The organism is Pseudomonas sp. B21-012 (genome assembly GCF_024749305.1).
GTDB lineage: Bacteria > Pseudomonadota > Gammaproteobacteria > Pseudomonadales > Pseudomonadaceae > Aquipseudomonas.
This window is the reverse complement of record NZ_CP087197.1, coordinates 3,781,203-3,806,066: the sequence shown is the minus strand read 5'-3', so window position 1 is coordinate 3,806,066 and position 24,864 is coordinate 3,781,203. Positions and strand designations below refer to the sequence as shown.

28 protein-coding genes, 2 tRNA genes and 1 pseudogene are annotated in these 24,864 nt (G+C 61.5%); 22 read left to right on the top strand and 9 right to left on the bottom strand.

Going from position 1 to position 24,864, the window contains the following annotated elements; genetic code table 11:
- Positions 1-87 precede the first annotated feature (87 nt).
- Positions 88-984, bottom strand: coding sequence for a transcriptional activator NhaR (gene nhaR / locus LOY37_RS17330; RefSeq protein ID WP_045194578.1), 897 nt, complete (start codon positions 982-984; stop codon positions 88-90).
- A gap of 137 nt (positions 985-1,121) precedes the next feature.
- On the opposite strand from nhaR, the gene LOY37_RS17325 reads away from it, so the two are divergent.
- Positions 1,122-1,364 (top strand): hypothetical protein, encoded by a 243-nt coding sequence (locus LOY37_RS17325; protein ID WP_045194576.1) that lies wholly within the window; start codon positions 1,122-1,124, stop codon positions 1,362-1,364.
- A gap of 32 nt (positions 1,365-1,396) precedes the next feature.
- Positions 1,397-2,146: a TerC family protein gene (locus LOY37_RS17320; RefSeq protein WP_045194575.1), complete on the top strand. Its 750-nt coding sequence runs from the start codon at positions 1,397-1,399 to the stop codon at positions 2,144-2,146.
- Between the two features lie 77 nt (positions 2,147-2,223).
- Here the strand turns inward: LOY37_RS17320 and LOY37_RS17315 are convergent, their stop codons facing one another.
- A complete protein-coding gene (locus LOY37_RS17315) occupies positions 2,224-2,400 on the bottom strand; it encodes a hypothetical protein (protein ID WP_258715377.1) in 177 nt (58 codons plus the stop codon).
- A gap of 161 nt (positions 2,401-2,561) precedes the next feature.
- On the opposite strand from LOY37_RS17315, the pseudogene LOY37_RS17310 reads away from it, so the two are divergent.
- A pseudogene (locus LOY37_RS17310) lies at positions 2,562-3,300 on the top strand (peptidase C39 family protein).
- Between the two features lie 22 nt (positions 3,301-3,322).
- Here LOY37_RS17310 and LOY37_RS17305 read toward each other — a convergent pair.
- Positions 3,323-4,606, bottom strand: coding sequence for an FAD-binding oxidoreductase (locus tag LOY37_RS17305; protein ID WP_045194571.1), 1,284 nt, complete (start codon positions 4,604-4,606; stop codon positions 3,323-3,325).
- A gap of 186 nt (positions 4,607-4,792) precedes the next feature.
- Between LOY37_RS17305 and LOY37_RS17300 the strand changes: the two genes are divergently transcribed.
- The 4 genes from LOY37_RS17300 (at position 4,793) to LOY37_RS17285 (ending at position 6,394) form a co-directional block, all read left to right on the top strand.
- Positions 4,793-4,869, top strand: a tRNA-Val gene (locus tag LOY37_RS17300).
- 159 nt (positions 4,870-5,028) lie between these two features.
- A tRNA-Val gene (locus LOY37_RS17295) sits at positions 5,029-5,105 on the top strand.
- Between the two features lie 155 nt (positions 5,106-5,260).
- Positions 5,261-5,833 (top strand): SPOR domain-containing protein, encoded by a 573-nt coding sequence (locus LOY37_RS17290; protein ID WP_093381124.1) that lies wholly within the window; start codon positions 5,261-5,263, stop codon positions 5,831-5,833.
- A 135-nt stretch (positions 5,834-5,968) separates the two neighbouring features.
- Positions 5,969-6,394 (top strand): HD domain-containing protein, encoded by a 426-nt coding sequence (locus LOY37_RS17285; protein ID WP_093381127.1) that lies wholly within the window; start codon positions 5,969-5,971, stop codon positions 6,392-6,394.
- Positions 6,395-6,397: 3 nt separating this feature from the next.
- Here LOY37_RS17285 and LOY37_RS17280 read toward each other — a convergent pair whose 3' ends face one another.
- The 3 genes from LOY37_RS17280 to LOY37_RS17270 all read right to left on the bottom strand — a co-directional run bounded on the left by LOY37_RS17280 (position 6,398) and on the right by LOY37_RS17270 (position 8,620).
- The gene (locus LOY37_RS17280; RefSeq protein WP_045194565.1) at positions 6,398-7,090 is read right to left on the bottom strand and encodes an endonuclease; all 693 of its coding nucleotides are present in this window, start codon (positions 7,088-7,090) and stop codon (positions 6,398-6,400) included.
- Positions 7,091-7,096: 6 nt separating this feature from the next.
- Entirely contained in the window at positions 7,097-7,366 is a 270-nt protein-coding gene (locus LOY37_RS17275) for a DUF1654 domain-containing protein (protein ID WP_045194563.1), read from the bottom strand.
- A gap of 165 nt (positions 7,367-7,531) precedes the next feature.
- Entirely contained in the window at positions 7,532-8,620 is a 1,089-nt protein-coding gene (locus tag LOY37_RS17270) for an asparaginase (RefSeq protein WP_038994567.1), read from the bottom strand.
- A 335-nt stretch (positions 8,621-8,955) separates the two neighbouring features.
- On the opposite strand from LOY37_RS17270, the gene LOY37_RS17265 reads away from it, so the two are divergent.
- The 7 genes from LOY37_RS17265 (at position 8,956) to LOY37_RS17235 (ending at position 15,897) form a co-directional block, all read left to right on the top strand.
- Complete coding sequence (locus LOY37_RS17265) at positions 8,956-9,915, top strand: sugar ABC transporter substrate-binding protein (protein WP_258715375.1); 960 nt, start codon at positions 8,956-8,958, stop codon at positions 9,913-9,915.
- A gap of 47 nt (positions 9,916-9,962) precedes the next feature.
- On the top strand, positions 9,963-11,513 hold the full coding sequence (locus tag LOY37_RS17260) for a sugar ABC transporter ATP-binding protein (RefSeq protein ID WP_258715374.1): 1,551 nt from the start codon (positions 9,963-9,965) through the stop codon (positions 11,511-11,513).
- Positions 11,510-12,502, top strand: a complete 993-nt coding sequence (locus tag LOY37_RS17255) for an ABC transporter permease (protein WP_045194554.1) — start codon at positions 11,510-11,512, stop codon at positions 12,500-12,502. The genes LOY37_RS17260 and LOY37_RS17255 overlap by 4 nt, the downstream gene beginning before the upstream one ends.
- Positions 12,503-12,506: 4 nt before the next feature.
- Positions 12,507-13,529 carry a LacI family DNA-binding transcriptional regulator gene (locus LOY37_RS17250; protein WP_258607437.1) on the top strand — a complete coding sequence of 341 codons (1,023 nt, stop codon included), beginning with the start codon at positions 12,507-12,509 and terminating at the stop codon, positions 13,527-13,529.
- A gap of 14 nt (positions 13,530-13,543) precedes the next feature.
- A complete protein-coding gene (gene rbsK, locus LOY37_RS17245) occupies positions 13,544-14,452 on the top strand; it encodes a ribokinase (protein WP_258715373.1) in 909 nt (302 codons plus the stop codon).
- The gene (gene rbsD, locus LOY37_RS17240) at positions 14,449-14,853 is read left to right on the top strand and encodes a D-ribose pyranase (protein ID WP_045194548.1); all 405 of its coding nucleotides are present in this window, start codon (positions 14,449-14,451) and stop codon (positions 14,851-14,853) included. The genes rbsK and rbsD overlap by 4 nt, the downstream gene beginning before the upstream one ends.
- A 72-nt stretch (positions 14,854-14,925) precedes the next feature.
- Entirely contained in the window at positions 14,926-15,897 is a 972-nt protein-coding gene (locus LOY37_RS17235; protein ID WP_408980665.1) for a nucleoside hydrolase, read from the top strand.
- On the opposite strand, the gene LOY37_RS17230 is transcribed toward LOY37_RS17235, so the two are convergent.
- The gene (locus LOY37_RS17230; protein ID WP_045195702.1) at positions 15,869-16,078 is read right to left on the bottom strand and encodes a hypothetical protein; all 210 of its coding nucleotides are present in this window, start codon (positions 16,076-16,078) and stop codon (positions 15,869-15,871) included. The two genes, LOY37_RS17235 and LOY37_RS17230, sit on opposite strands and share 29 nt — an antisense overlap.
- 192 nt (positions 16,079-16,270) lie before the next feature.
- On the opposite strand from LOY37_RS17230, the gene LOY37_RS17225 reads away from it, so the two are divergent.
- Both LOY37_RS17225 and LOY37_RS17220 read left to right on the top strand, forming a co-directional pair.
- On the top strand, positions 16,271-16,573 hold the full coding sequence (locus tag LOY37_RS17225) for a hypothetical protein (RefSeq protein ID WP_258715371.1): 303 nt from the start codon (positions 16,271-16,273) through the stop codon (positions 16,571-16,573).
- 130 nt (positions 16,574-16,703) lie between these two features.
- A complete protein-coding gene (locus LOY37_RS17220) occupies positions 16,704-17,021 on the top strand; it encodes an I78 family peptidase inhibitor (protein ID WP_093381150.1) in 318 nt (105 codons plus the stop codon).
- Between the two features lie 131 nt (positions 17,022-17,152).
- Here LOY37_RS17220 and LOY37_RS17215 read toward each other — a convergent pair whose 3' ends face one another.
- Entirely contained in the window at positions 17,153-17,365 is a 213-nt protein-coding gene (locus tag LOY37_RS17215; protein ID WP_007956027.1) for a cold-shock protein, read from the bottom strand.
- A gap of 163 nt (positions 17,366-17,528) precedes the next feature.
- Complete coding sequence (locus LOY37_RS17210) at positions 17,529-17,831, bottom strand: hypothetical protein (protein WP_082075393.1); 303 nt, start codon at positions 17,829-17,831, stop codon at positions 17,529-17,531.
- 384 nt (positions 17,832-18,215) lie between these two features.
- Between LOY37_RS17210 and thrS the strand changes: the two genes are divergently transcribed.
- From thrS to pheT, 6 genes are all read left to right on the top strand, one after another.
- A complete protein-coding gene (thrS, locus tag LOY37_RS17205) occupies positions 18,216-20,138 on the top strand; it encodes a threonine--tRNA ligase (RefSeq protein ID WP_045194537.1) in 1,923 nt (640 codons plus the stop codon).
- Complete coding sequence (gene infC, locus LOY37_RS17200; protein WP_174242331.1) at positions 20,138-20,689, top strand: translation initiation factor IF-3; 552 nt, start codon at positions 20,138-20,140, stop codon at positions 20,687-20,689. The genes thrS and infC overlap by 1 nt, the downstream gene beginning before the upstream one ends.
- A gap of 60 nt (positions 20,690-20,749) precedes the next feature.
- A complete protein-coding gene (rpmI, locus tag LOY37_RS17195; RefSeq protein WP_045194535.1) occupies positions 20,750-20,944 on the top strand; it encodes a 50S ribosomal protein L35 in 195 nt (64 codons plus the stop codon).
- 29 nt (positions 20,945-20,973) lie between these two features.
- Entirely contained in the window at positions 20,974-21,330 is a 357-nt protein-coding gene (gene rplT / locus LOY37_RS17190; protein WP_010222414.1) for a 50S ribosomal protein L20, read from the top strand.
- A 104-nt stretch (positions 21,331-21,434) separates the two neighbouring features.
- Complete coding sequence (gene pheS, locus LOY37_RS17185; protein WP_038994580.1) at positions 21,435-22,451, top strand: phenylalanine--tRNA ligase subunit alpha; 1,017 nt, start codon at positions 21,435-21,437, stop codon at positions 22,449-22,451.
- A 36-nt stretch (positions 22,452-22,487) separates the two neighbouring features.
- Positions 22,488-24,863: a phenylalanine--tRNA ligase subunit beta gene (pheT, locus tag LOY37_RS17180; RefSeq protein ID WP_123565570.1), complete on the top strand. Its 2,376-nt coding sequence runs from the start codon at positions 22,488-22,490 to the stop codon at positions 24,861-24,863.
- Position 24,864: the final 1 nt, after the last annotated feature.

Below are 24,864 nucleotides of genomic sequence, written 5' to 3'. Positions count from 1 at the left end.
GGCACATTTGGTGTTTGCGCTGCGTCAGACGGTAGGACGCAAGTGTAGTCTGCGCGCCCTTTGCAAACGGCGATGAACCCACGCCAGCTACCAGTTGAACAGCTCGCGGCGTGCGCCTTCGGTGATGGCGACGATACCCGGGTGCTTGACCTTGCGCTCCACTGAAATGGCATAGAACGACTCGTTGACCGCGTCGGTCTGGCCGATCAGCTCGACGCCATACTGCTTGCAGACCTCGTCGGCGATCACGCTGGGGGCAATGAAAATGCCGCTGCCCGATTGGCCGAAGGCCTGCATCAAGGCGCTGTCGTCGAACTCACCGACGATCCGCGGCTGTAATTGCTGTTCGGCGAACCAGCGCAGCAGGCGGCTGCGCACCACGGTTTCCTGGCCGGGAATCAACAGCGGCGCGTGTTGCAGGCAGGCCGGGAAGTTGCGCCCGTACTGTTCAGCCAACGCCTGCGTGGCAAAAAAGCTGATGCCGCATTCACCGAGCTTCTGGCTGTAGCCCTTGATGTCCAGGTGGCTGGGCATGGGGCTGTCGGAAATCACCAGGTCCAGGCGCTGGATCGCCAGGTCTGCCAGCAGCCGTTCGAGCTTGTCTTCGCGGCAACTCAGGCGCAGGGCGTCTTCCATGTCCATGGTCGGCGCCAGCAGGCGGTAGACGATGGACTTGGGCACCACATCGGCCACCCCGACCCGGAACAGTATCTGCTGCTCATCCGGCCGGGCCCGCAGCATCGCCTCGAGTTCGCCGCCAATCTGGAACATCTGCTCGGCGTAGGTCAGGGTCTGCCGGCCGCTTTCGGTCAGCTCCAGCTGGCGCCCGACCCGGCGAAACAGCTCGATGCCGTAGGTTTGCTCAAGCAGGGTGATCTGCCCGCTGATGGTCTGCGGGGTCAGGTTCAGTTGCTCGCAGGCACGCACGATGCTGCCGGTCTTGGCCACTACCCAGAAGTAATGCAACTGGCGGTAATTGAGCATGGCGATTTCCCGATTCGTAAAAACCGAAGTATAACCGCTGAAAATACGAATTTTCCTGATGTATCTGGCTCTTTAGAATCCCTTGCCATCACGGTGCCCCTGAATGCGCACCGATTTAATTGCATGGAGACCCACAGATGCTTCACTTCAAATCCATCGGTACACCCCTGGTGTTGCTGTTGGCCCTGCTGGCCATGAGCGGTTGCGAGCAGGCGGAAAAGTCCGCCCAGCAAATGCTCAACCAGGCGGCGGAGTCGGCCAAGGAGGCCATCGACAAAACCAACGAAGCCGCCCAGCAGGCCCTGAGCGAAGCCACCGGCTCCGAAGGCAGCGACAAGGCAGGCAAACCCGAGCGCGACGCCAGCGCCCAGGACATCTGACCCACCCCTTACCCCGATGCAGGATTTGATTCATGGAATACTTGTTGGAACTCGCTGCAAGCCCGACCGCCTGGGTCGCCCTGGCCACCCTGGTGGCCATGGAGATCGTCCTCGGTATCGACAACCTGATCTTCATCTCGATCCTGACCAACAAGTTGCCTGAAGAGTACCGCTCCAAGGCGCGGCGCATTGGTATCAGCATGGCCCTGATCATGCGCCTGGGCCTGCTCAGCACCGTGGCCTGGATCGTCCAGCTGACCGAGCCGGTGGTCGATGTATTCGGTCATACCTTCTCCTGGAAGGACATGATCCTCATCGCCGGTGGCCTGTTCCTGCTGTGGAAAGCGACCAAGGAAATCCACGAGAGTGTCGACCCGCGCGCCCAGGCTGAAGCCAAGGCGTCCTCGACCATCACCCTGGGCTTTGCTGCGGCGATTGGTCAGATCCTGGTGCTCGACATCGTCTTCTCGATCGACAGCATCATCACCGCCGTGGGCATGACCGAGCACCTGCCGATCATGATCATTGCCGTGATCAGTGCCGTGATCGTGATGCTGGTGGCCGCCGACCCGCTGGCCCGCTTCATCAACGACAACCCGACCGTGGTGATGCTGGCCCTGGGCTTCTTGATCATGATCGGCATGACCCTGATCGCCGAAGGTTTCGGTGCTCATGTACCCAAGGGTTATGTGTATGCGGCGATGGCCTTCTCGACGGCGATCGAGATCCTCAACATCATGTCGCGCCGGGCACGCTTGAAGCGCGAGGCGGTTGAGGGCTGATAAAGCCATCGCGGGGCAAGCCCGCTCCTGCAGTCACTGTGGGAGCGGGCTTGCCCCGCGATGCTTTTCAAGGATTTCTAATGCGCCCCGGCATGCCGGCGACTGCGCCGTACCGGTACAGCGTCTTTGCCTTCAGGCTGGATGCGATGGTGCGGATGATGACGCCGGGCGATGCGCAGCACCCCCCAGAGCATGGCAGCAGCGACGCTCAACCAGGCGCCGAGCAGCAGCAAAATTGCCATTGTCAGGCTCATGTGTGCCTCCTCAAATCCGCGCCAAGGCAACGAGGCTCGCCACGCGGACACGTCTTCAGTCTAGCCCGTTGCAGGTTGCAGGCTATTGACCGATGGTCTAGAGGCTTGGGCCGCTTTGTTCTAAGCCTGCAACGGGCTATACCCACGGCGCGCGCCAGCCTATGATCAGCGCTCAGGGCCGGGCAGTGGCTGCCGGCCGTCATCGAGCGAGTGTTCATGCCTGCACTGACTTCCCTAACCGCCTTTACCCCGCGCCGCCTGCTGCTGGCCTGCGCGCTCGGCCTGGCCCTGGCCGGCTGTGCCAGCCAGCCGCCATCCCAGCTGAAAAACCTGCCGCAACGGGTCGAGATCGGCTCGGTGCCTTTCTACCGTGGCGAAGCCAACCAGAGCGCCTCGATGGCCCTGGCGGCCTTGCTCTCGCAACAGGGGGTGCGCATCACTCCGGGGCTGCTCGACAAATCGCTGGGCCTGCCGCAGCACATCGACCAGCTTGAGCAGGCGATCCCGCGGGTGGGCCGCGAGTACGGCATGGTCGTGTATCCGCTCGAACCACGCCTGGACGCCTTGCTGGCGCAGGTAGCGGCGGGCAACCCGGTGTTGCTGCGCTTTCAGCAAGGTTCGACGTTCTGGAGCGAGCCACGCTATGCCTTGCTGGTCGGCTATGACCGTTACAAGCAGCGGGTATTGTTGCGGGCAGGGATGAACCGGCGCCTGCTGATGGAGTTCGATGACTTCGAATCAGCCTGGCAAAAGCAGGGGAGTTGGGCGGTGCTGGTGCAGCAGCCGGGCCAGTTGCCGGCCCAGGTTGACCGTCAGCGCTGGCTGAAAGCGGCCAATGACCTGGCCCAGGCGGGCCAGGAACAAGCCGCCCGGCAGGCCGTCAGCGCCCTGGGGCAGTGACGGCGCAGGCCGGGCAGGGGGCTTAGAAGCCCAGGCGATCGCGCAGGCTGTAGTACCAGGCGCCCAGGGCGCTGAACGGTACGCGCAGCAGCTGGCCACCCGGGAACGGGTAGTGCGGCAGCTCGGCGAAGGCATCGAAACGCTCGGCCTGGCCACGCAGGGCCTCGGCCAGCACCTTGCCCGCCAGGTGGGTGTAGGTGACGCCGTGGCCACTGCAACCCTGGGAGTAATAGATGTTGTCGCCCAGGCGGCCCACTTGCGGCAGGCGCGACAGGGTCAGCAGGAAGTTGCCGGTCCAGGCGTAGTCGATCTTCACGTCCTTGAGCTGCGGGAAGGCCTTGAGCATTTTCGGGCGGATGATCGCTTCGATGTTGGCCGGGTCGCGCGCACCGTACACCACGCCACCGCCGAAGATCAGGCGCTTGTCGCCGGTCAGGCGGTAGTAGTCGAGCAGGTAGTTGCAGTCTTCGACGCAGTAGTCTTGCGGCAGCAGGCTGCGCGCAAGCTCTTCGCCCAGCGGCTCGGTGGTGATCACCTGGGTGCCGCATGGCATCGACTTGGCGGCAAGTTCCGGCACCAGGCCGCCGAGGTAGGCGTTACCGGCAACGATGATGAACTTGGCGCGTACTTTACCTTGTGGTGTGTGCACCACCGGGTTGGCACCGCGCTCGATGCGGATGGCCGGCGATTGCTCGTAGATCTTGCCGCCCAGCGACTCGACCGCGGCCGCTTCGCCCAGGGCCAGGTTCAGCGGGTGGATGTGGCCGCCGCTCATGTCGAGCATGCCGCCGATGTACTGGTCGCAATCGACCACTTCACGGATGCGCTTCTGGTCCATCAGCTCCAGCTGGGTGTGGCCGAAGCGTTCCCACAGGCGCTTTTGCGATTCCAGGTGGCCCATCTGCTTGGGCGTCAGGGCGGCGAACACGCCACCGTCTTTAAGGTCGCACTGGATGTTGTATTTGGCCACGCGCTCACGGATGATGCGCCCGCCTTCAAAGGCCATGTGGCCCAGCAATTGTGCCTGCTTGGGGCCGACGGTGCGTTCAATGACGTCGATGTCGCGGCTATAGCTGTTGACGATCTGGCCGCCATTGCGGCCCGAGGCGCCAAAGCCGACCTTGGCAGCTTCCAGCACGGTGACCTTGAAGCCGCTCTCCAGCAGGAACAGGGCGCTGGACAGGCCGGTATAGCCGGCGCCGATCACGCAGACATCGGTCTGTACCTCTTCCTGCAGCGCCGGGCGCGGCGGAACCGGATTGGCCGATGCGGCGTAGTAGGACTGAGGGTAGGGGGTATTGGCCATGCTGCGAAACCTCTGTTTTATATTTTTTACGACTGTACCGATGCTATCAATAATAATAAACACCCGCTAGTCGTGTGTTGAAAATCCTTTACCCCGGCTTTTAGCAAATACTTTTGATATTCAGTGGCTTAGCGTTAAAAAAAGAGTTGACACCTTTCGGCGATTGGGTAGAATGCGCCCCACAGCAGGCACATAGCTCAGTTGGTTAGAGCACCACCTTGACATGGTGGGGGTCGTTGGTTCGAATCCAATTGTGCCTACCAAATCAAATCCGCCCCTGCTGGCGGTACACAAAAAGGCGATCCGCGAGGGTCGCCTTTTTTGTTTGCGGGAATTTTTTGCCGGCAAAGCAAAGCTGCTGATTTTTTTATGAAATTTCGCTTTACGAAGGTTAAAGACCTGCGTATTATGCGCCCCACAGCAGGCACATAGCTCAGTTGGTTAGAGCACCACCTTGACATGGTGGGGGTCGTTGGTTCGAATCCAATTGTGCCTACCAAACAAATCCACACTGCTGTGTGGTAACAAAAAGGGCGATCCGCAAGGGTCGCCCTTTTTGCATTTCAGCTGTAGGAGCGGGCTTGCCCCGCGATAGGGCCCTAAAGGCCAGCCAAGAATGCTAAAATCCGCCGCTTGCATTCAGGAGATAGACGCGTGCGCAAAGTGGCGGTGGTAATGGCGGTGCTGGCTCTGGCCGGTTGCGAAAACGAAGTCGAAGGCGTGCACAAGCAGGTGGCCGAACACCTGCAGAACCCCAAGACAGCCAAGTTCGCCAACGTGCGATTCGACCAGCAAGGCATTATTTGCGGCCAGGTGCGCGGCAAGGACGACGCCGGCGTGTTCGTGCCGTATCGCAGCTACGTGGCGATCAAGCAGGCCGCGGGCGACTATCAGCTCATTATTGCCGACCAGGGCAGCAACCTGGCCATTCGCGAAAAATGCGGTGGCGCTGACCTGCAGCGCGCCGCCGACGCTGCGGCAGACAAACCTGCGCCCCAAGGCTGGGATGTCGAGATCGTCCAGGGTGCGAACATGGGCGCCCTCAGCGACATGACCGCACGCCTGATCGAAAAGCAGATTCCGTCCTCGGTGGTCTACCGCAACGGCAAGCCGGTGGTGCTGCTCGGCCCTTATCCCGACAAGGCGCAAGCCGAGGCGCAGCAAGCCGATGTCATGGCGCGCCTGGGCACCGACTCGATCGTCATCCAGCACGACGCCCCGCGCTAGTTTATTAAGGTTGAGAGTTATGAGGGCGAGGTATTCATTCTCAACTGATTGACTATGCTATGCGTGACGGGGAGTTGATCGATGTCTACAGCATGGCGCGTCTACGACGCCAGCCGCGCTGAGCAGGAGGGCCATATGTCTACGCTGGAGCGGGCCATTGCGGTTGCGGCGAGGGCACATGAAGGGCAGCGCGATAAAGGCGGAACGGCCTATATCCTCCACCCGTTGCGGGTGATGCTGAGGGTGTCGACGGCCGAGCAGCGCATTGTCGCGGTGCTGCACGACGTGCTCGAGGATTCACCGATGACCCTCTCTGACCTTGCCCGCGAAGGCTTCGCCCTGAAGATCCTGGCCGCCGTGCAGGCGCTGAGCCGGCGCGATGACGAAAGCTACGAAGCCTTCGTGGTGCGGGTCGGCGATGATCCGCTGGCGCGGGTGGTCAAGTTGGCTGATCTGGCCGACAACAGCGACCTGTCGCGGATCCCCATGCCCGGCCCCGATGACATCGCCCGCCTGGCCCGTTACCAGCAGGCCAGCGCCTACCTGCAGGCGCTGGCCTGAGCCTCAACCGCAGGCGCTGAGGTTGACCGGGCCGACGAACTCGTTGCCATGGCCCATCACGCAAGCCACCCGCTGGTTGCGCTGGCGCTCCCAGGGCTGCGGCGGGTAGGTCTTGTTCCAGGCTTCGTACAGCTGGCGGTCCTGCTTGGACAGCTTGAGGCTGTACTGCTTGCTCATATAAAAGTAGGTGCGCGCAATCATGCCGCGAATGGACGGCCGCGGCATGACCTTCTTGGCTTTAAAGTCCACCTGGGTCAGGCACGAGCCGTATTGTCCGCGCTGCTCGGGCAGCCAGCCGAAACTGAAGTTGCTGCGGTCGCCATTGACCTCGCCAATGCTCGGCACCAGGTTGTGCAGGTCGGCCTCGGCGCGCTGGTAGACCTTGTCATTGCGCGAGCAGTTCTTGCGCCCGCCGCTTTGCCAGCACTGGCGCTGGTGGCCGATCTGCCAGGCCGGGACGATATGCTCCCACTCGATGCGCGAGGCGCGGTTGGCATTCTTGCGCGGCACATACCCGCAGGCCTGCAAATCGACCTTGTTGCCGTTGTATTTGCAGCCGCAATAAAACTCGGTGGACTGCGGCGCATACAAACGCCAGGCGACCTTCTTGGCTTCGCTGAAGGTGCGCGGTGCATCGGCGTGGGCGGTGGTGACACTGAACAACAAACAAGCTACTGCAAAAACCGGAAATCTCATGCGCTTTCAATCTTCCTTCGGCACAACCCAGAAAATCTGCACGCCACCGTCATCGCGGTAGGCGAGGGTGACGTTGTCGTTCTCGGCGATTTCGTCGAGCAGGGTGGCCCAGTCTTCAGGCGTTTCGTGCTCCAGGCGGAAGATCAGCGCGGCCCGGGCTTTTTGTGCGGTGGGGGAATTGATGATTTTCTGGATGCGGGTGCCCAGTTGCTCATAGCTGCTGGCAGGGGCGGAAGTGGTGGCCACAAAGCGTTCCTTTTTTAGCTGTATGCGCATACAGTATTTTACTGTAAGCAATTTCGCAACAGCTCGTCGGTGAAAGAGCGCATGTGACCGCAAACCGCGCCATTTGCTGCGGTCTGTTTAAAGTATTTTTTGCCAGGGTAGGGGAGGCAGGCTTGCCCGTCCTACAGGGCGGGCAAGCGCTTGGGGGTTACTCGATCAGTATTCCCAGAAGATCCGCTGCAGCTCTTTGCTGTCCTGGGTCTTGGTCATTGCAACCATGGCCAGGATCCGGGCTTTTTGCGGGTTCAGGTCGTGGGCGACGACGAAGTCGTTCTTGTCGTCAGGCTGCTCGGCGTTGCGCAGCACGAAGCCGCCGGCATTGACGTGGGACGAGCGAATGATCTGCACGCCTTGCTTGCGCAGGTCGATCAGGGTCGGGGCTACTTTAGAAGACACCGAGCCATTGCCGGTACCGGCGTGGATGATCGCCTTGGCGCCATTTTGTGCCAGGGCCTTGTAGGCGGTGTCGGTGACGTTGCCGTAACCGTAGGCGATGTCGACCGCAGGCAGGCTGCTGATTTTCTTGATATCGAATTCCGAGTCGACGGTGTGACGCTTGGCCGGCAGGCGGAACCAGTAGGACTTGCCTTCGACGACCATGCCCAGTGGGCCCCATTGGCTCTTGAAGGCTTCGGTCTTGATGTTCACCGATTTGCTGACGTCGCGACCCGACTGGATCTCGTCGTTCATGGTGACCAGCACGCCCTTGCCGCGCGAATCCTTGTTGCTGGCAACAGCCACGGCGTTGTACAGGTTGAGCATGCCGTCAGCCGACATGGCGGTGCCTGGGCGCATGGAGCCGACCACGACGATTGGCTTGTCGGTTTTTTCTACCAGGTTGAGGAAGTAGGCGGTCTCTTCCAGGGTGTCGGTACCGTGGGTGATGACGATGCCGTCGACATCCTTGCTGTCGGCAAGCTCGGCAACGCGCTTGCCCAGTTGCAGCAGGTTTTCGTTGCTGATGCTTTCGGAAGCGATCTGCAGCACTTGTTCGCCGCGCACATTGGCCAGGGTGGCCAGTTCCGGAACGCCGGCGATCAGCTTGTCGACACCGACCTTGGCGGCCTGGTAGGTGGCGCTGTTGGCGGTGCTGGCGCCGGCGCCGGCGATGGTGCCACCGGTGGCGAGGATCACCACGTTGGCCAGTTTCTGTTGGTTCTCGACTTCCTTGGCGTTGACGCCTGCGGGCATTAACAGCAGCAGGGCCAAAGCGCCCGGAACGAAGGAATTAAGCGCAGCTTTCATCGTTGATCTCTCTTGTGTCTGGAGTTCGCTGTGTAACGCGCTAACAGAGGCAGATTCCGTACCAGAACAGCCGTTCGTCGGTTTTCATCTTCAATCTATTGATTTTCATGGGCTCAGAGCGCTTGGGAAAACGTCGGTAAAGCATTTTCCTATTCGGAATTCCGAATATTGTGTACAAGAGGTGTTCGGTTTTCCGGTTATTTTTAGGATAATTCCTACGTGCGCTTTCCAAATGGTCTGCGGCAGCGGATTTGACAAAATTTGGTTACGTTTTCATAGTGAGTTAACGCAAACGTTTGCGGCCCGATAAAAATCATAAGATCCGGAGTAAACCCATGAAGCTGCCCTTTGCTGGACGCCTGCTGGCGCTCGCCGTACTTTCCTCACTGTCCCTCGCCACACCCGTTTCCCACGCCCTGGCCGACGACGCCAAGCCGAAAGTCGCGCTGGTGATGAAATCGTTGGCCAATGAGTTCTTCCTGACCATGGAAGACGGCGCCAAGGCCTACCAGAAAGACCACGCCAATGAATTCGAGCTGGTGTCCAACGGCATCAAGGACGAGACCGACTCCAGTAACCAGATCCGTATCGTCGAGCAGATGATCGTCTCCGGGGTCAACGCCCTGGTCATCGCTCCGGCCGATTCCAAGGCCCTGGTGCCGGTGGTGAAAAAGGCCATGGATGCCGGCATCACCGTGATCAACATCGACAACCGCCTCGACCCCGAGGTGCTCAAGAGCAAGCACCTCAGCGTGCCGTTCGTAGGCCCCGACAATCGCAAGGGCGCGCGGCTGGTCGGTGAATACCTGGCCAAGCAGAAGCTCAAGGCCGGCGATCAGGTGGCCATTATCGAAGGCGTCTCGACCACCACCAACGCCCAGCAGCGCACTGCCGGCTTCAAGGATGCAATGGAAGCGGCGCAGATCAAGGTGGTCTCGGTGCAATCGGGCGACTGGGAAATTGCCAAGGGCAATGCCGTCGCCGCCTCCCTGCTCAACGCCAACCCTGACCTCAAGGCTCTGCTGGCCGGCAACGACAGCATGGCCCTGGGCGCTGTATCGGCGGTGCGCGCCGCAGGCAAGGCCGGCCAGGTGCAGGTGGTCGGCTACGACAACATCAACGCCATCAAGCCGATGCTCAAGGACGGTCGCGTGCTTGCCACTGCCGACCAGTACGCCGCCAAGCAGGCGGTATTCGGCATCGAGGCGGCGCTGAAGATGCTCAAGGGTGAGAAAACCGATGTCGACGACGACAACGTCATCCAGACCCCGGTCGAGCTGGTTACCCAACCCTAGTCGCAGCGTGCGCGCCTGCCATGGGGTGGGCGCCAGGAGAACAGGCAATGTCAGCGACTGCGGATGTCGTACTTTCAGTCAGCGCCATCGGCAAGACCTACGCGCAGCCGGTGCTCGGCGATATCGAGCTGAGCCTGCTGCGGGGCGAAGTGCTGGCCCTGACCGGTGAAAACGGCGCGGGCAAGAGCACCCTGTCGAAAATCATCGGCGGCCTCGAACGGCCCACCACCGGCCATATGCTTTACCAGGGCCAGCCGTACCAGCCCGGTAGTCGCGCCGCGGCCGAGCGCTTGGGCGTGCGCATGGTCATGCAGGAGCTCAACCTGCTGCCGACCCTGACCGTGGCCGAGAACCTGTTTCTCGACAACTTGCCCGGGCGCGCCGGCTGGATCAACCGCAAACGCCTGCGCCAACTGGCGGTGGCGGCCATGGCCCAGGTCGGCCTGGACGCCATCGACCCGGACACCCCGGTGGGCGAACTGGGCATCGGTCATCAGCAGATGGTCGAGATTGCCCGCAACCTGATTGGCGACTGCCATGTGCTGATTTTCGATGAGCCGACGGCGATGCTCACCGCCCGCGAGGTGGAGCTGCTGTTTACCCAGATCGAGCGCCTGCAGCAGCGCGGCGTGGCCATCGTCTACATCTCCCATCGCCTCGAAGAACTCAAGCGCATCGCCCAGCGCATTGCCGTGCTGCGCGATGGCAAGCTGGTGTGCGTCGAGCCGATGCAGCGTTACAACAGCGAGCAACTGGTCAACCTGATGGTCGGCCGCGAGCTGGGCGAGCATATCGATTTGGGCGTGCGCAACATCGGCGCGCCGATCCTCAAGGTCAACGGCCTCGGCCGTAGCGACAAGGTCAAGGACGTCTCGTTCGAGGTGCGCAGCGGCGAGATCTTCGGCATCTGCGGCCTGATCGGCGCCGGGCGTACCGAGCTGCTGCGGCTGATTTTCGGCGCCGACAGCGCCGACAGCGGCACTATCGAGCTGGGCAATCCCTTGCGCGAAGTGCGCGTCGATTCGCCGGTGGCGGCGGTGCGTCAGGGCATTGCCCTGATCACTGAAGACCGCAAGGGCGAAGGGCTGCTGCTGAGCCAGTCGATCAGCGCCAATATCGCCCTGGGCAACCTGCCGGCGATTTCCCGCGCCGGCATCGTTAACAGCGGCGCCGAGCGCGAACTGGCCGAACGGCAGATCGCCGCCATGCGCATCCGCAGTTCCAGCCCCGAGCAGGTGGTCGGCGAGTTGTCGGGCGGCAACCAGCAAAAGGTGGTGATCGGCCGCTGGCTGGAGCGCGACTGTTCGGTGCTGCTGTTCGATGAGCCGACCCGCGGCATCGACGTCGGCGCCAAGTTCGACATCTATGGCTTGTTGGCGGAGCTTGCGCGCCAGGGCAAGGCGCTGGTGGTGGTGTCGAGCGACCTGCGCGAGCTGATGCTGATTTGCGACCGCATCGGCGTGCTCAGTGCAGGGCGCCTGATCGACACCTTCGAGCGCGACAGCTGGACTCAGGACCAACTACTGGCCGCAGCCTTTGCCGGCTATCAGAAACGTGATGCGTTGCTGCACGAAGCGGCGCCCAGGACGACCCCATGAAAACCACCCAACTGGACACCGCTGCCCCCAGCGCCAAGCGCAGCGGCAGCTACTACGGCCTCGGCACCTACCTGGGCCTGGCCGGCGCCTTGCTGGCAATGATCGTGCTGTTCTCGTTGTTGAGCAGCCACTTTTGGTCTTACGCCACCTTCAGCACCCTGGCCAACCAGATCCCCGATCTGATGGTGCTGGCGGTGGGCATGACCTTTGTGCTGATCATCGGCGGCATCGACCTGTCGGTGGGTTCGGTGCTGGCCCTGGCCGGTTCCGCGGTCAGTGTGGCGATGCTCGGCTGGGGCTGGAGCGTGATGCCGGCGGCCTTGCTCGGCATGGCTGTGGCGGCGCTGGCCGGCAGCATCACCGGCTCGATCACCGTGGCCTGGCGCATTCCGTCGTTTATCGTCTCGCTCGGCGTGTTGGAAATGGCCCGGGGCATGGCCTACCAGCTGACCGATTCGCGCACCGCTTACATCGGCGATGCCTTTGCCTGGCTGTCCAACCCGCTGGCTTTTGGCATCTCGCCGTCGTTCCTGATCGCCTTGCTGGTGATCATCCTCGCCCAGCTGGTGCTGACGCGCACGGTGTTCGGCCGCTACCTGATCGGCATTGGCACCAACGAAGAGGCGGTGCGCCTGGCCGGCATCGACCCGCGCCCGTACAAGATCCTGGTGTTCTCGCTGATGGGCCTGCTCGCAGGGCTGGCTGCGCTGTTCCAGATTTCCCGCCTGGAAGCCGCCGACCCCAACGCCGGCTCCGGCCTGGAGTTGCAAGTGATTGCTGCCGTGGTCATCGGCGGCACCAGCCTGATGGGCGGGCGGGGCTCTGTGATCAGCACCTTTTTTGGCGTGTTGATCATCTCGGTGCTGGCCGCAGGCCTAGCGCAGATCGGCGCTTCGGAGCCAACCAAACGCATTATCACCGGGGCGGTGATCGTCATCGCCGTGGTCCTCGACACCTACCGCAGCCGGCGCGCGCGCAGGCGGAACTGAAACAATGGCAACCATCAAAGATGTCGCGGCACTGGCGGGGATTTCCTACACCACCGTGTCGCATGTACTGAACAAGACCCGCCCGGTCAGTGAACCGGTGCGCCTCAAGGTCGAAGCGGCGATCGCTGAGCTCGACTACGTGCCCAGCGCCGTAGCGCGCTCGCTCAAGGCGCGCAGCACCGCGACCATCGGCCTGCTGGTGCCCAACAGCGTCAACCCGTATTTCGCCGAGCTGGCCCGCGGCATCGAGGACGGCTGCGAGCGCAACGGCTACTGCGTGATCCTCTGCAACTCCGACGACAACCCGCAAAAGCAGCGCAGCTACCTGCGCGTGCTGCTGGAAAAACGCATCGACGGCCTGATCGTCGCCTCGGTCGGTGAAGACAACGACCTGCTCGACAGCCTGGCCAGCGTGCGCACGCCGATGGTCATCGTCGACCGCGCCCTGGAAGGCGTGGCCGCTGACCTGGTACGTATCGATCACGAACAGGGCGCTTATCTGGCGACCCGCCACTTGCTGGAACTCGGACATCGCGACATCGCCTGCATCGGCGGCCCGGCGACCACCAGCGTCGCCCAGTTGCGCCTGGCCGGTTTCCATCGGGCGCTGGCCGAAGCCGGCGTCAGCCCGCGCCAGGAGTGGCTGCTGAGCAGCGAATTCACCAGCATCGGCGGCTATAGCGCGGCAGCGGCGCTGCTCGAAGGCGAGCGGCCGACGGCGATTTTTGCCGGCAACGACATGATCGGCATCGGCGTATTGCGCGCCGCCGCCGAACGCAACATCTGCGTGCCCAGCGAGCTGTCGGTGATCGGCTTCGACGATATCCAGATTAGCCAGTACGTATTTCCGGCGCTGACCACCGTTGGCCAGTCGATCCGCGAGCTGGGCGAGAGCGCCGCCGAACTGCTGCTGCGGCGCATCGCCGAACCCCTGCGCGGCGCGCCAGAGCAGCGCATTGTTGCGCCGAGCATCGTCCTGCGCGAATCCACCGCGCCGCGCCCTGACCTTTTCAATGATTACCGCTGAGAACGAGCCCGCACATGCAAGCCAATGTAGTAGTGGTAGGTAGCCTGAACATGGACCTGGTGACGCGTGCCCAGCGCCTGCCGCGCGGCGGCGAAACCCTGGTGGGTGAAAGCTTCGTCACCGTGCCAGGCGGCAAGGGCGCCAACCAGGCGGTAGCGGCGGCGCGCCTGGGCGCGCAGGTGGCGATGGTCGGCTGCGTCGGTGACGATGCTTACGGCCAGCAACTGCGCCAGGCCCTGGTCGATGAGCAGATCGACTGCCAGGCAGTGAGCATCGCTGCCGGGGTGTCCAGCGGCGTGGCGCTGATCGTGGTTGATGCCGCCAGCCAGAACGCCATCGTCATTGTTGCTGGCGGCAATGGCCAGTTGCTGCCCGAATCAGTACAGCGCTTCGACGCCTTGCTGCAAAACGCCGAGGTGATTATCTGCCAGCTGGAAGTGCCGATGGCCACCGTCGCCTACACCCTTGAGCGGGGCAGGGCGCTGGGCAAGACGGTGATCCTCAACCCGGCACCGGCCAGCGGCCCGCTGCCGGCTGAATGGTTTGCCCATATCGATTACCTGATCCCCAACGAAAGCGAAGCCGAAGCCCTGAGCGGGCTGCCGGTCAACGACCTGGACAGCGCCAAGGCGGCCGCCACGCATTTGCTGGCCATGGGCGTTGGCAAGGTCATCGTCACCCTCGGTGCCCAGGGCGCGCTGTTTGCCGATGGTCAGGTGTTCAGGCATTTCCCGGCGCCAGTGGTGCAGCCTGTGGACACCACAGCGGCCGGCGACACCTTTGTCGGCGGTTTCGCCGCGGCCCTGGCGCGTGGCGAAGCGCAGGGCGCGGCGATTGCCTTCGGCCAGCGTGCAGCGGCGTTGTCGGTCACCCGCGCCGGTGCGCAGCCTTCAATCCCGCACTTGAGCGAGCTGCAGCCATGAAGAAGACGCCCTTGCTGAACATCGCCCTGTCGCGCCTGATCGCCTCCCTCGGCCATGGCGACATCCTGCTGATTGGCGATGCCGGTTTGCCGGTGCCGGCGGGGGTGGAGCTGATCGACCTGGCGCTAACCCCGGGCATTCCGGATTTCGCCAGCACCCTGCGCATTGTTCTGACGGAAATGCAGGTCGAAAGCCACGTGCTGGCGGAGGAAATCCTTCAGCATCAGCCGCCGGGCCTGACCGCCGTCGAGCAGTTGACCGCCCAGGGCGAACTGGGCGCCCGACGCCTGCTCAGTCACGAAGAGTTCAAGCAGTTGAGCCGCAGCGCCCGAGCCATCGTGCGCACCGGCGAGTGCCAGCCCTACAGCAACATTGCCTTGGTTGCCGGGGTGACCTTCTAGCTGTTCCATCTGATCATAAGGACGTGTCTTATGTTGAGCTGTGCCAAACGTTTGCTCCAAGGAGTGTTGCTGATGTCCGTGCTTTCGGCTGGCGCCCAGGCGGCGCCCATTGACCTGATTATCGATACCGACCCCGGCGCCGACGACGTGGTGGCGCTGTTCCTGGCCATGGCTTCGCCAGATGAGCTGAAGATTCGCGCCATCACCACCGTGGCCGGCAACGTGCGACTCGAGAAGACCTCGCGCAATGCCCGCCTGGCCCGCGAATGGGCCGGGCGCGAGGACATTCCGGTATACGCCGGCGCGCCGAAGCCGCTGGTGCGCACGCCGATCTACGCCGCCGATATCCATGGCGAAGAAGGCTTGCCCGGGGTAACGGTCAGCGAGCCGCAGAAGGGGCTGGCCAACGGCAGTGCGGTGCGTTACCTGATCGACACCTTGAGCAGCGCCAAGCCGCACAGCATCACTATCGCCATGCTCGGCCCGCAGACCAACCTGGCTTTGGCGCTGATTGAAGCGCCCGAAATCGTCAATGGCATCAAGGAAGTGATCGTCATGGGCGGTGCCCACTTCAATGGCGGCAATATCACCCCGGTGGCCGAGTTCAACCTGTTCGCCGACCCTCACGCTGCCGAAGTGGTGCTCAACAGCGGGGTCAAGCTCACCTACCTGCCGCTGGACGTCACCCACAAGGTGCTGACCAGCGAGGCGCGGCTCAAACAGATTGCCGACCTCAACAATGGGGCGAGCAAGCGCGTGGTGGATATCCTCAACGCCTACGTCAAGCAGGACATGAAGCACTACGGCATGCCTGGCGGCCCGGTGCATGACACCACGGTGATTGCCTACCTGCTCAAGCCCGAACTGTTCCGCGGCCGCCAGGTATTCATGCAGGTCGACAGCCGCGACGGCCCGACCTTCGGCCAGACCATTACCGACTGGTACGGCACCCTGAAAGAGCCGGGCAACGTCACCTGGATTACCGAGGGGGATGCCCAGGGCTTTTTTGATCTGCTCAGTGCCCGTCTGGCGCGTCTGCCATAACCGGCTGGCTGTAACGCTCAAAGACCTGGTCGACGTAGCTGCGTGCGTCGTCCGGGCCCAGGTCCTTGACCAGCAAGTCGAGGGCGATCAGCAGCAGTTCTTCGGCGCTGGCCGGGCTGTAGGCGCTCTGGCCCTCGGGCCATTTGACCTTGATGTCGGCATCGATGATGTGGCTTGTCATGAACATTCTCGAGTAAAACCTGCGCGCGCTGTCGGTTCAAATGCCGGGCCCTGGCGTTTGAAGGGGAGGCTGGCCTGCGCTCCGCCGATAGCTGCAGTAAATCATGGCCGCCGCCTGCATCGCACTGCGACTTAGGCATAAGCGCAGGGGGCGTGGCAAACTATCGGTGTTTTAGCTTGCCGGGACAGCGCAGTGCAGATCGACCTCAACAACCCCAACGACTTTACCCTCGACAACGTCCGGGCCCTGCTGGTGGCCGGCAATGGTGCGGTTCACAACCAGCTGCGGGTCAATCACAAGGGCATCGCCTGGTTGTCCCAGGTCACCGGTGGCCGCGAACTGCAGGGCCTGTCCTTTCGTCTGGAAACCTGGGCGGCAGGCTCCGGTTGTGTCGGCCCGCAGGTGGCCGATGACGAGCGCTGGATACGCCAGGTGTACAACGCCCTGAAAAACAACTGGCCCAAACCTGCCAGCGATTACATCGACCTGTATTGAGCTTGCGCAAAATCCGGTCACGATTAGCCTTGGTCTAGAGCGCTCTGGCTCGGGCACAATGGTCCGGTTTTGCAACGAAAAACCAGGAGTGCTGTCACATAGGCAGCATTCAAGTATTTAAGGAGGATTCATGTTCCGCACGCGTGCATCATTGGTAAGCCTGTTGGCTGTCGCCGTATTGGCAGGTTGCAGCAGCACTGGCGGCTCTTCGTCGAAGGCCCCGCAGGCTGCTGCCAACACCGATGGCCGTTGCCAGGCCAGCGGCGCCGAGTTCGCCATCGGCAAGCCGGCCACCCCCGAGTTGCTCGAGCAGGCGCGTAAAGCCAGCGGCTCGCAACTGGCCCGTGTGCTCAAGCCTCACGACGTCATGACCCTGGAATACCGCTCCGAGCGCCTGAACCTCAACGCCGACGAACAAGGCGTGATCACCCGCGTAAACTGCGGCTAAAACGGTCTCTGTGGGAGCGGGCTTGACCCGCGATAGGGTCATTACTGGTTCTATCGCGGAGCAAGCCCGCTCCCAAATCCCAGGCACAAAAAAACCCGCCACAAGGACGGGTTTTTTTATTCGGTCAGATCTTACTCTGGACGAACTTGTGCAGCCTGCATGCCCTTCTGGCCTTTTTCGGCAACGAAGGAGACAGTCTGGCCTTCCTTCAGGCTTTTGAAACCGTCGGTTTCGATAGCCTTGAAGTGAACGAACAGGTCGTCGCCGCCACCTTGTGGAGTGATGAAGCCGAAGCCTTTCTCATCGTTGAACCATTTTACGGTGCCGGTTTGGCGATTAGACATGGGTGTATCTCCAGGAAACATGATTTTCAGTAGTGCGGTGTTGCCGAGGCCAACAGGGTGCACGCCGACCATCATAGTCTAATTATGGGCTTGTAGCCCCTTTTACCTTCGCAGATTGCTGATCTGGAGCAAATTAGCGATGGATAACTGGCCAAAGGCCCTATTATTTCGGGTTTTTCGGGCCGCAGACCGCTGCAATATTTTTTTGCGCGCGCTCCATTACCGCTGCATCAACGCCATCCTCCAGGGTATCCAGGTCTTTCATCTCTTTGTCGCTGAGGTTTTTCTGGAGCACGTCTCCGGCGCATTTGCAGTGCTGTTCGGCTTTATCCTTTGCCAGGCCTTGCTTCTGCGCCTGCGCTACGCAGGTCGACTGGTAGTTGCCGGGCAGTTTGCCGGCATGGGCTCCCAACGGCAGCAGCAGGGCAGAGGCAGCCGCCAGGGCCAGAAGAGACTGAAGTCGCATAACCAAACACTCCTTGGGGTCGAGTCTCACAAGAGTAGGACGCTTCACAAACTCTGAGCGGAAAAAATCCGCGCAAGTTCACCGCCAAAGCTCAATTTGCGAATATTTCTGCCCAGCCGGCCAATCTGCCCGCAATCGCCCGAAAGCTTTGTGCTAGCATGCTGGCCTTGAGCTCGCCGCCGGCTGTTTCTTGCAGCTTGCAGCTTGCAGCTCCCAACTGTTTTTTTACTATTCCAGTCACTCTGGTTCGTTCCCTGGCAGGCCTTCGGGCTTCTGCCACTGTGAGGCAGGCTTTGCTTGTGCAAAGACAGGGGCGGATCGCGTACTGGCTCATCCCAACCCACGTGACCTTTGGTAGGGGTCACCACTAGGAGAGGAGGCGCCATGCCCATTATTACTCTTCCCGATGGCAGTCAACGTTCATTCGACAAGGCAGTTTCGGTTGCCGAAGTCGCCGCATCCATTGGTGCGGGCCTCGCCAAAGCCACCGTCGCCGGCAAGGTCGACGGCAAGCTGGTCGACGCCTGCGACCTGATCGAGAACGATGCCAGCCTGCAAATCATCACGCCCAAGGACGAAGAGGGGCTGGAGATCATCCGTCACTCGTGCGCCCACCTGGTCGGCCACGCGGTCAAGCAGCTGTACCCGACTGCGCGCATGGTCATCGGTCCGGTCATCGATGAAGGCTTCTATTACGACATCGCCTACGAGCGTCCTTTCACGCCCGAAGACATGGCGGCGATCGAACAGCGCATGCAGCAGCTGATCGACACCGAATACGACGTCATCAAAAAAGTCACTCCGCGCGCCGAAGTGATCGAAGTGTTCAAGGCCCGCGGCGAAGACTACAAGCTGCGCCTGGTCGAGGACATGCCGGATGAACAGGCCATGGGCCTGTACTACCACGAAGAATACGTCGACATGTGCCGCGGCCCGCACGTGCCGAACACCCGTTTCCTGAAATCCTTCAAGCTGACCAAGCTGTCCGGCGCCTACTGGCGCGGCGACGCTAAAAACGAGCAGCTGCAGCGCGTCTACGGCACCGCCTGGGCCGACAAGAAACAGCTGGCTGCTTACATTCAGCGCATCGAAGAAGCAGAAAAACGCGACCACCGTAAAATCGGCAAGCGCCTGGGCCTGTTCCACCTCCAGGAAGAAGCGCCGGGCATGGTGTTCTGGCACCCGAACGGCTGGACCCTGTACCAGGTACTCGAGCAGTACATGCGCAAGGTTCAGCGCGACAACGGCTACCTGGAGATCAAGACTCCGCAGGTTGTTGACCGTTCGCTGTGGGAAAAGTCTGGCCACTGGGCCAACTACGCCGACAACATGTTCACCACCCAGTCGGAAAACCGCGACTACGCCATCAAGCCGATGAACTGCCCATGCCACGTGCAGGTGTTCAACCAGGGCCTGAAGAGCTACCGCGAGCTGCCGCTGCGTCTGGCCGAGTTCGGTGCCTGCCACCGTAACGAGCCGTCGGGCGCGCTGCACGGCATCATGCGTGTGCGTGGCTTTACCCAGGACGACGCGCACATCTTCTGCACCGAAGAGCAGATGCAGTCCGAATCCGCCGCGTTCATCAAGCTGACCATGGATGTCTACGCCGACTTCGGCTTCAAAGACATCGAAATGAAGCTCTCGACCCGCCCTGAAAAGCGTGTTGGCTCCGATGAGCTGTGGGATCGCGCCGAAGCCGCACTGGCCGCCGCCCTCGACAGCGCCGGCCTGCCGTACGACCTGCAGCCGGGCGAAGGGGCCTTCTACGGGCCGAAGATCGAGTTCTCGCTGAAGGATTGCCTTGGCCGCGTCTGGCAGTGTGGTACCCTGCAGCTCGACTTCAACCTGCCGATCCGTCTGGGCGCAGAATTCGTCTCCGAAGACAACGGCCGCAAGCATCCGGTGATGCTGCACCGTGCAATCCTCGGTTCGTTCGAGCGTTTCGTCGGAATTCTCATCGAGCATTACGAAGGTGCATTCCCGGCCTGGCTCGCGCCAACCCAGGCGGTGATCATGAATATCACCGACAAGCAGGCCGAATTCGCCCAGAATGTTGAAAAAACTCTCAATGAAAGCGGGTTCCGTGCCAAGTCCGACTTGAGAAATGAGAAAATCGGCTTTAAAATCCGCGAGCATACTTTGCTCAAGGTCCCTTACCTTTTGGTTATAGGGGATCGCGAAGTCGAAACGCAAACCGTCGCTGTGCGTACTCGTGAAGGCGCTGACCTGGGCTCGATGCCCGTCGCTCAATTCGCTGAATTCCTCGCTCAAGCGGTTTCCCGGCGTGGTCGCCAAGAATCGGAGTAATTACTATTAAGCGTGAAATGAGAAACGATAAACGAGCTGCACCGAAGGCCCCGATCAACGAGAATATCTCGGCACGCGAGGTTCGGTTAATTGGCGCTGACGGCGAGCAGATTGGCATCGTCTCGATTGATGAAGCGCTTCGTATCGCTGAAGAAGCGAAGCTGGACCTGGTAGAGATTTCTGCCGACGCAGTACCGCCTGTCTGCAAGGTCATGGACTACGGCAAGCACCTCTTCGAAAAGAAGAAGCAAGCTAACGAGGCCAAGAAGAATCAGAAGCAGGTCCAGATTAAAGAAATCAAGTTTCGTCCAGGGACGGAGGAGGGGGATTACCAGGTAAAACTACGCAACCTGGTACGTTTCCTGAGTGATGGGGACAGGGCCAAGATTTCCTTGAGATTTCGCGGTCGTGAGATGGCCCACCAGGAGCTGGGTATGGAACTGTTGAAGCGGGTCGAAACTGACCTTTTGGAATACGGTTCCGTCGAACAGCATCCTAAGATGGAAGGACGCCAGCTGATCATGGTCATCGCACCCAAGAAAAAGAAGTAACCACCAGGGCACGGCAGGCCTTGCGGTTATGTTTATCAACTGAATGCGGAGTATCCGAACATGCCAAAAATGAAAACCAAAAGCGGTGCGGCCAAGCGTTTCTTGAAAACGGCTAACGGCATCAAGCACAAACACGCTTTCAAGAGCCACATCCTGACCAAAATGTCGACCAAGCGTAAGCGTCAACTTCGTGGTAGCAGCTTGCTGAACCCGTCGGACGTGGCAAAAGTCGAGCGCATGCTGCGCCTTCGTTAATTTTTGGTTCTAGATAGAGGAAGTTACTCATGGCTCGTGTAAAGCGTGGCGTCATCGCTCGTAAGCGTCACAAGAAAATTCTGAAACTGGCTAAAGGCTACTACGGCGCTCGCTCGCGCGTATTCCGTGTTGCCAAGCAAGCGGTCATCAAGGCAGGCCAATACGCCTACCGCGACCGTCGTCAGAAAAAACGTCAGTTCCGCGCTCTGTGGATCGCTCGTATCAACGCTGGTGCGCGTATCAACGGTCTGTCCTACAGCCGCCTGATCGCTGGCCTGAAAAAAGCGTCGATCGAAATCGACCGCAAGGTTCTGGCCGATCTGGCAGTGAACGAAAAAGCGGCGTTTGCTGCGATTGTCGAGAAAGCTAAAGCCTCGCTGGCTTAAGTACCCCCGACAATCACCTGGCGTCATTTCCGGCGCCTGGTGTTAAACGTCTTAATAGGGGAAGAGCCTGCGCTCTTCCCCTATTTCGTATCTGGAGTCTGTACATGGAAAACCTGGACGCGCTGGTCTCCCAAGCCCTGGAGGCCGTGGAACGCGCTGAAGACATCAATGCCCTGGAACAGATCCGGGTGCAATTCCTTGGCAAGAAAGGCGAACTGACCCAGGTGATGAAGACCCTGGGCAACCTGCCAGCCGAAGAGCGGCCGAAAGTCGGTGCGCTGATCAACGACGCCAAGGAACGCGTCACCGAGGTCCTCAACGCGCGCAAAGCGGCGTTTGAAGAGGCCGAGCTCAGCGCCCGACTGGCCGCCGAGTGCATTGATGTAACCTTGCCGGGCCGTGGCCAGACCTCCGGTGGTCTGCATCCGATCACCCGTACCCTGGAACGCATCGAGCAGTTCTTCACCCACATTGGCTACGGCATCGCCGAAGGCCCTGAGGTCGAAGACGACTACCACAACTTCGAAGCGCTCAACATTCCCGGCCACCACCCGGCCCGGGCAATGCACGACACCTTCTATTTCAATGCCAACATGCTGCTGCGTACCCACACCTCGCCGGTGCAGGTGCGGACCATGGAGTCCACTCAGCCGCCCATCCGCATTGTCTGCCCGGGCCGCGTTTACCGCTGCGACTCGGACTTGACCCACTCGCCGATGTTCCACCAGGTCGAAGGCCTGTTGATCGATCGCGACATCAATTTCGCCGACCTCAAAGGCACCATCGAAGAATTCCTGCGGGTGTTCTTCGAAAAAGAGCTGGCGGTACGTTTCCGTCCGTCGTTCTTCCCCTTCACCGAGCCTTCGGCTGAAGTCGACATCCAGTGCGTGATCTGCAGCGGCAAAGGTTGCCGTGTGTGCAAGCAGACCGGCTGGCTGGAAGTCATGGGCTGCGGCATGGTTCACCCGAACGTGCTGCGCATGTCCGGCATCGACCCTGAAGAGTTCCAGGGCTTTGCCTTCGGCATGGGCGCCGAGCGCCTGGCCATGCTGCGTTACGGCGTCAACGATTTGCGCCTGTTCTTCGACAACGACTTGCGGTTCCTTGCGCAATTTCGCTAGGTCGCGCACCCGTAACGAATCTTTCAGGAGAGCAGGATGAAATTCAGTGAAAAGTGGCTGCGCGGTTGGGTCAACCCGCAAGTATCCCGTGACGATCTGGTCGCCCGTCTGTCGATGGCCGGCCTTGAGGTCGACAGCGTCACCCCGGCCGCCGGCCAGTTCAGCGGCATCATCGTCGGTGAGGTGCTGAGCACCGAACAGCACCCCGATGCCGACAAGCTGCGCGTGTGCCAGGTCAGCAATGGCAGCGAGACCTTCCAGGTAGTGTGCGGCGCGCCCAACGTGCGCCCTGGCCTGAAGATCCCGTTCGCGATGATCGGCGCCGAACTGCCGGGCGACTTCAAAATCAAGAAAGCCAAGCTGCGTGGCGTTGAATCCAACGGCATGCTCTGCTCGGCGGCCGAGCTGCAGATCAGCGAAGAAAACGACGGCCTGCTGGAACTGGCGGCTGACGCCCCGGTTGGCACCGACATTCGCGTGTACCTGGACCTGGACGACGCCAGCATCGAGATCGGCCTGACCCCGAACCGTGGCGACTGCCTGTCGCTGGCGGGCCTGGCGCGCGACGTCGGCGCCCTGTACGACGTACCGGTGACCCGTCCGCAAGTGCCGGCTGTTGCCGCCACTCACGACGAAGTGCGCCCGGTTGAAGTGCTGGCACCGGCTGCCTGCCCACGCTACCTGGGCCGCGTTATCCGTAACGTCGACCTGACCCGGCCGACCCCGCTGTGGATGGTCGAGCGCCTGCGTCGCTCCGACCTGCGCAGCATCGACGCTGCCGTCGACATCACCAACTACGTGATGCTCGAGCTCGGCCAGCCGATGCACGCCTTCGATCTCGCCGAAATCAACGGCGGCATCCGCGTGCGCATGGCCGAAGAGGGCGAGAAGCTGGTACTGCTCGACGGCCAGGAAGTCACCCTGCGCCCCGACACCCTGGTCATCGCCGACCACAGCCGCGCCCTGGCCATCGCCGGTGTGATGGGCGGTGAGCACAGCGGCGTTGCTGCTGGCACCCGCGACATCTTCCTCGAGAGCGCCTTCTTCGAGCCGATTTCCGTGGCTGGCAAGGCCCGTTCCTACGGCCTGCACACCGATGCCTCGCACCGCTACGAGCGCGGCGTCGACTCGCAACTGGCCCGCGAAGCCATCGAGCGCGCCACCGGCCTGCTGCTGGAGATCGTTGGCGGCGAAGCGGGCCCGGTGATCGACGTCACCAGCGAAGCGCACCTGCCCAAGGTGGCCCCGGTCACCCTGCGTGCCGAGCGCCTGACCCAGATGCTGGGCATGGAAATGGCCAGCGCCGAGGTCGAGCAACTGCTCAACGGCCTGGGTCTGAAAACCACCGCCGGCGAAGGCCAGTGGCAGGTTGAAGTACCAAGCCATCGCTTCGACATCAGCCTGGAAGTCGACCTGATCGAAGAGCTGGCGCGCCTGTACGGCTACAACCGCCTGCCAGTGCGTTACCCGCAAGCGCGCCTGGCCCCGCAAGCCAAGGCCGAGGCTCGTGGCGAACTGCCAGCCCTGCGCCGCCTGCTGGTGGCCCGTGGTTACCAGGAAGCCATCACCTACAGCTTCATCGACCCGAAACTGTTCGAGCTGTTCAGCCCGGGCGTCGAGCCGCTGCTGCTGGCCAACCCGATCTCCAACGACATGGCGGCCATGCGTGCCTCGCTGTGGCCGGGCCTGGTCAAGTCGCTGCAGCACAACCTCAACCGTCAGCAAGACCGCGTGCGCATGTTCGAAAGCGGCCTGCGCTTCGTCGGCCAGCTGGGCGACCTCAAGCAGCAGCCGATGCTTGCCGGTGTGGTCTGCGGCAGCCGCCTGCCGGAAGGCTGGGCCAACGGCCGTGACAGCATCGACTTCTTCGACGTGAAAGCCGACGTTGAAGCGGTACTGGGCTTCTCTGGCTCGCTCGCCGAGTTCAGCTTCGTTGCGGGCAAACACCCGGCGCTGCACCCGGGCCAAACCGCACGCATCGAGCGCGACGGTCGCGAAGTCGGCTACCTGGGTGCCATCCACCCGGAGCTGGCCAAGACCCTGGGCCTGGATCGTCCGGTGTACGTGTTTGAGCTGGTGCTGGGTGAAGTGGCCGAAGGCCGCCTGCCGAAGTTCAGCGAACTGTCGAAATTCCCGGAAGTGCGTCGTGACCTGGCCTTGGTCGCAGGACGTGATGTTGCTTCGAGCTCGGTGCTTGAAGTAATTCGTGACAATGCAGGCGAATGGCTCACAGACCTCAGGCTGTTTGATGTTTATCAGGGTAAAGGCATTGATCCTGATAGAAAAAGCCTGGCCGTCGGCTTGACCTGGCAGCATCCATCGCGCACTCTTAATGATGAAGAGGTGAATACTGCAACCCAGAACATCCTCACCTCGCTCGAACAAAGGTTGAACACCACGTTAAGGAAATAGC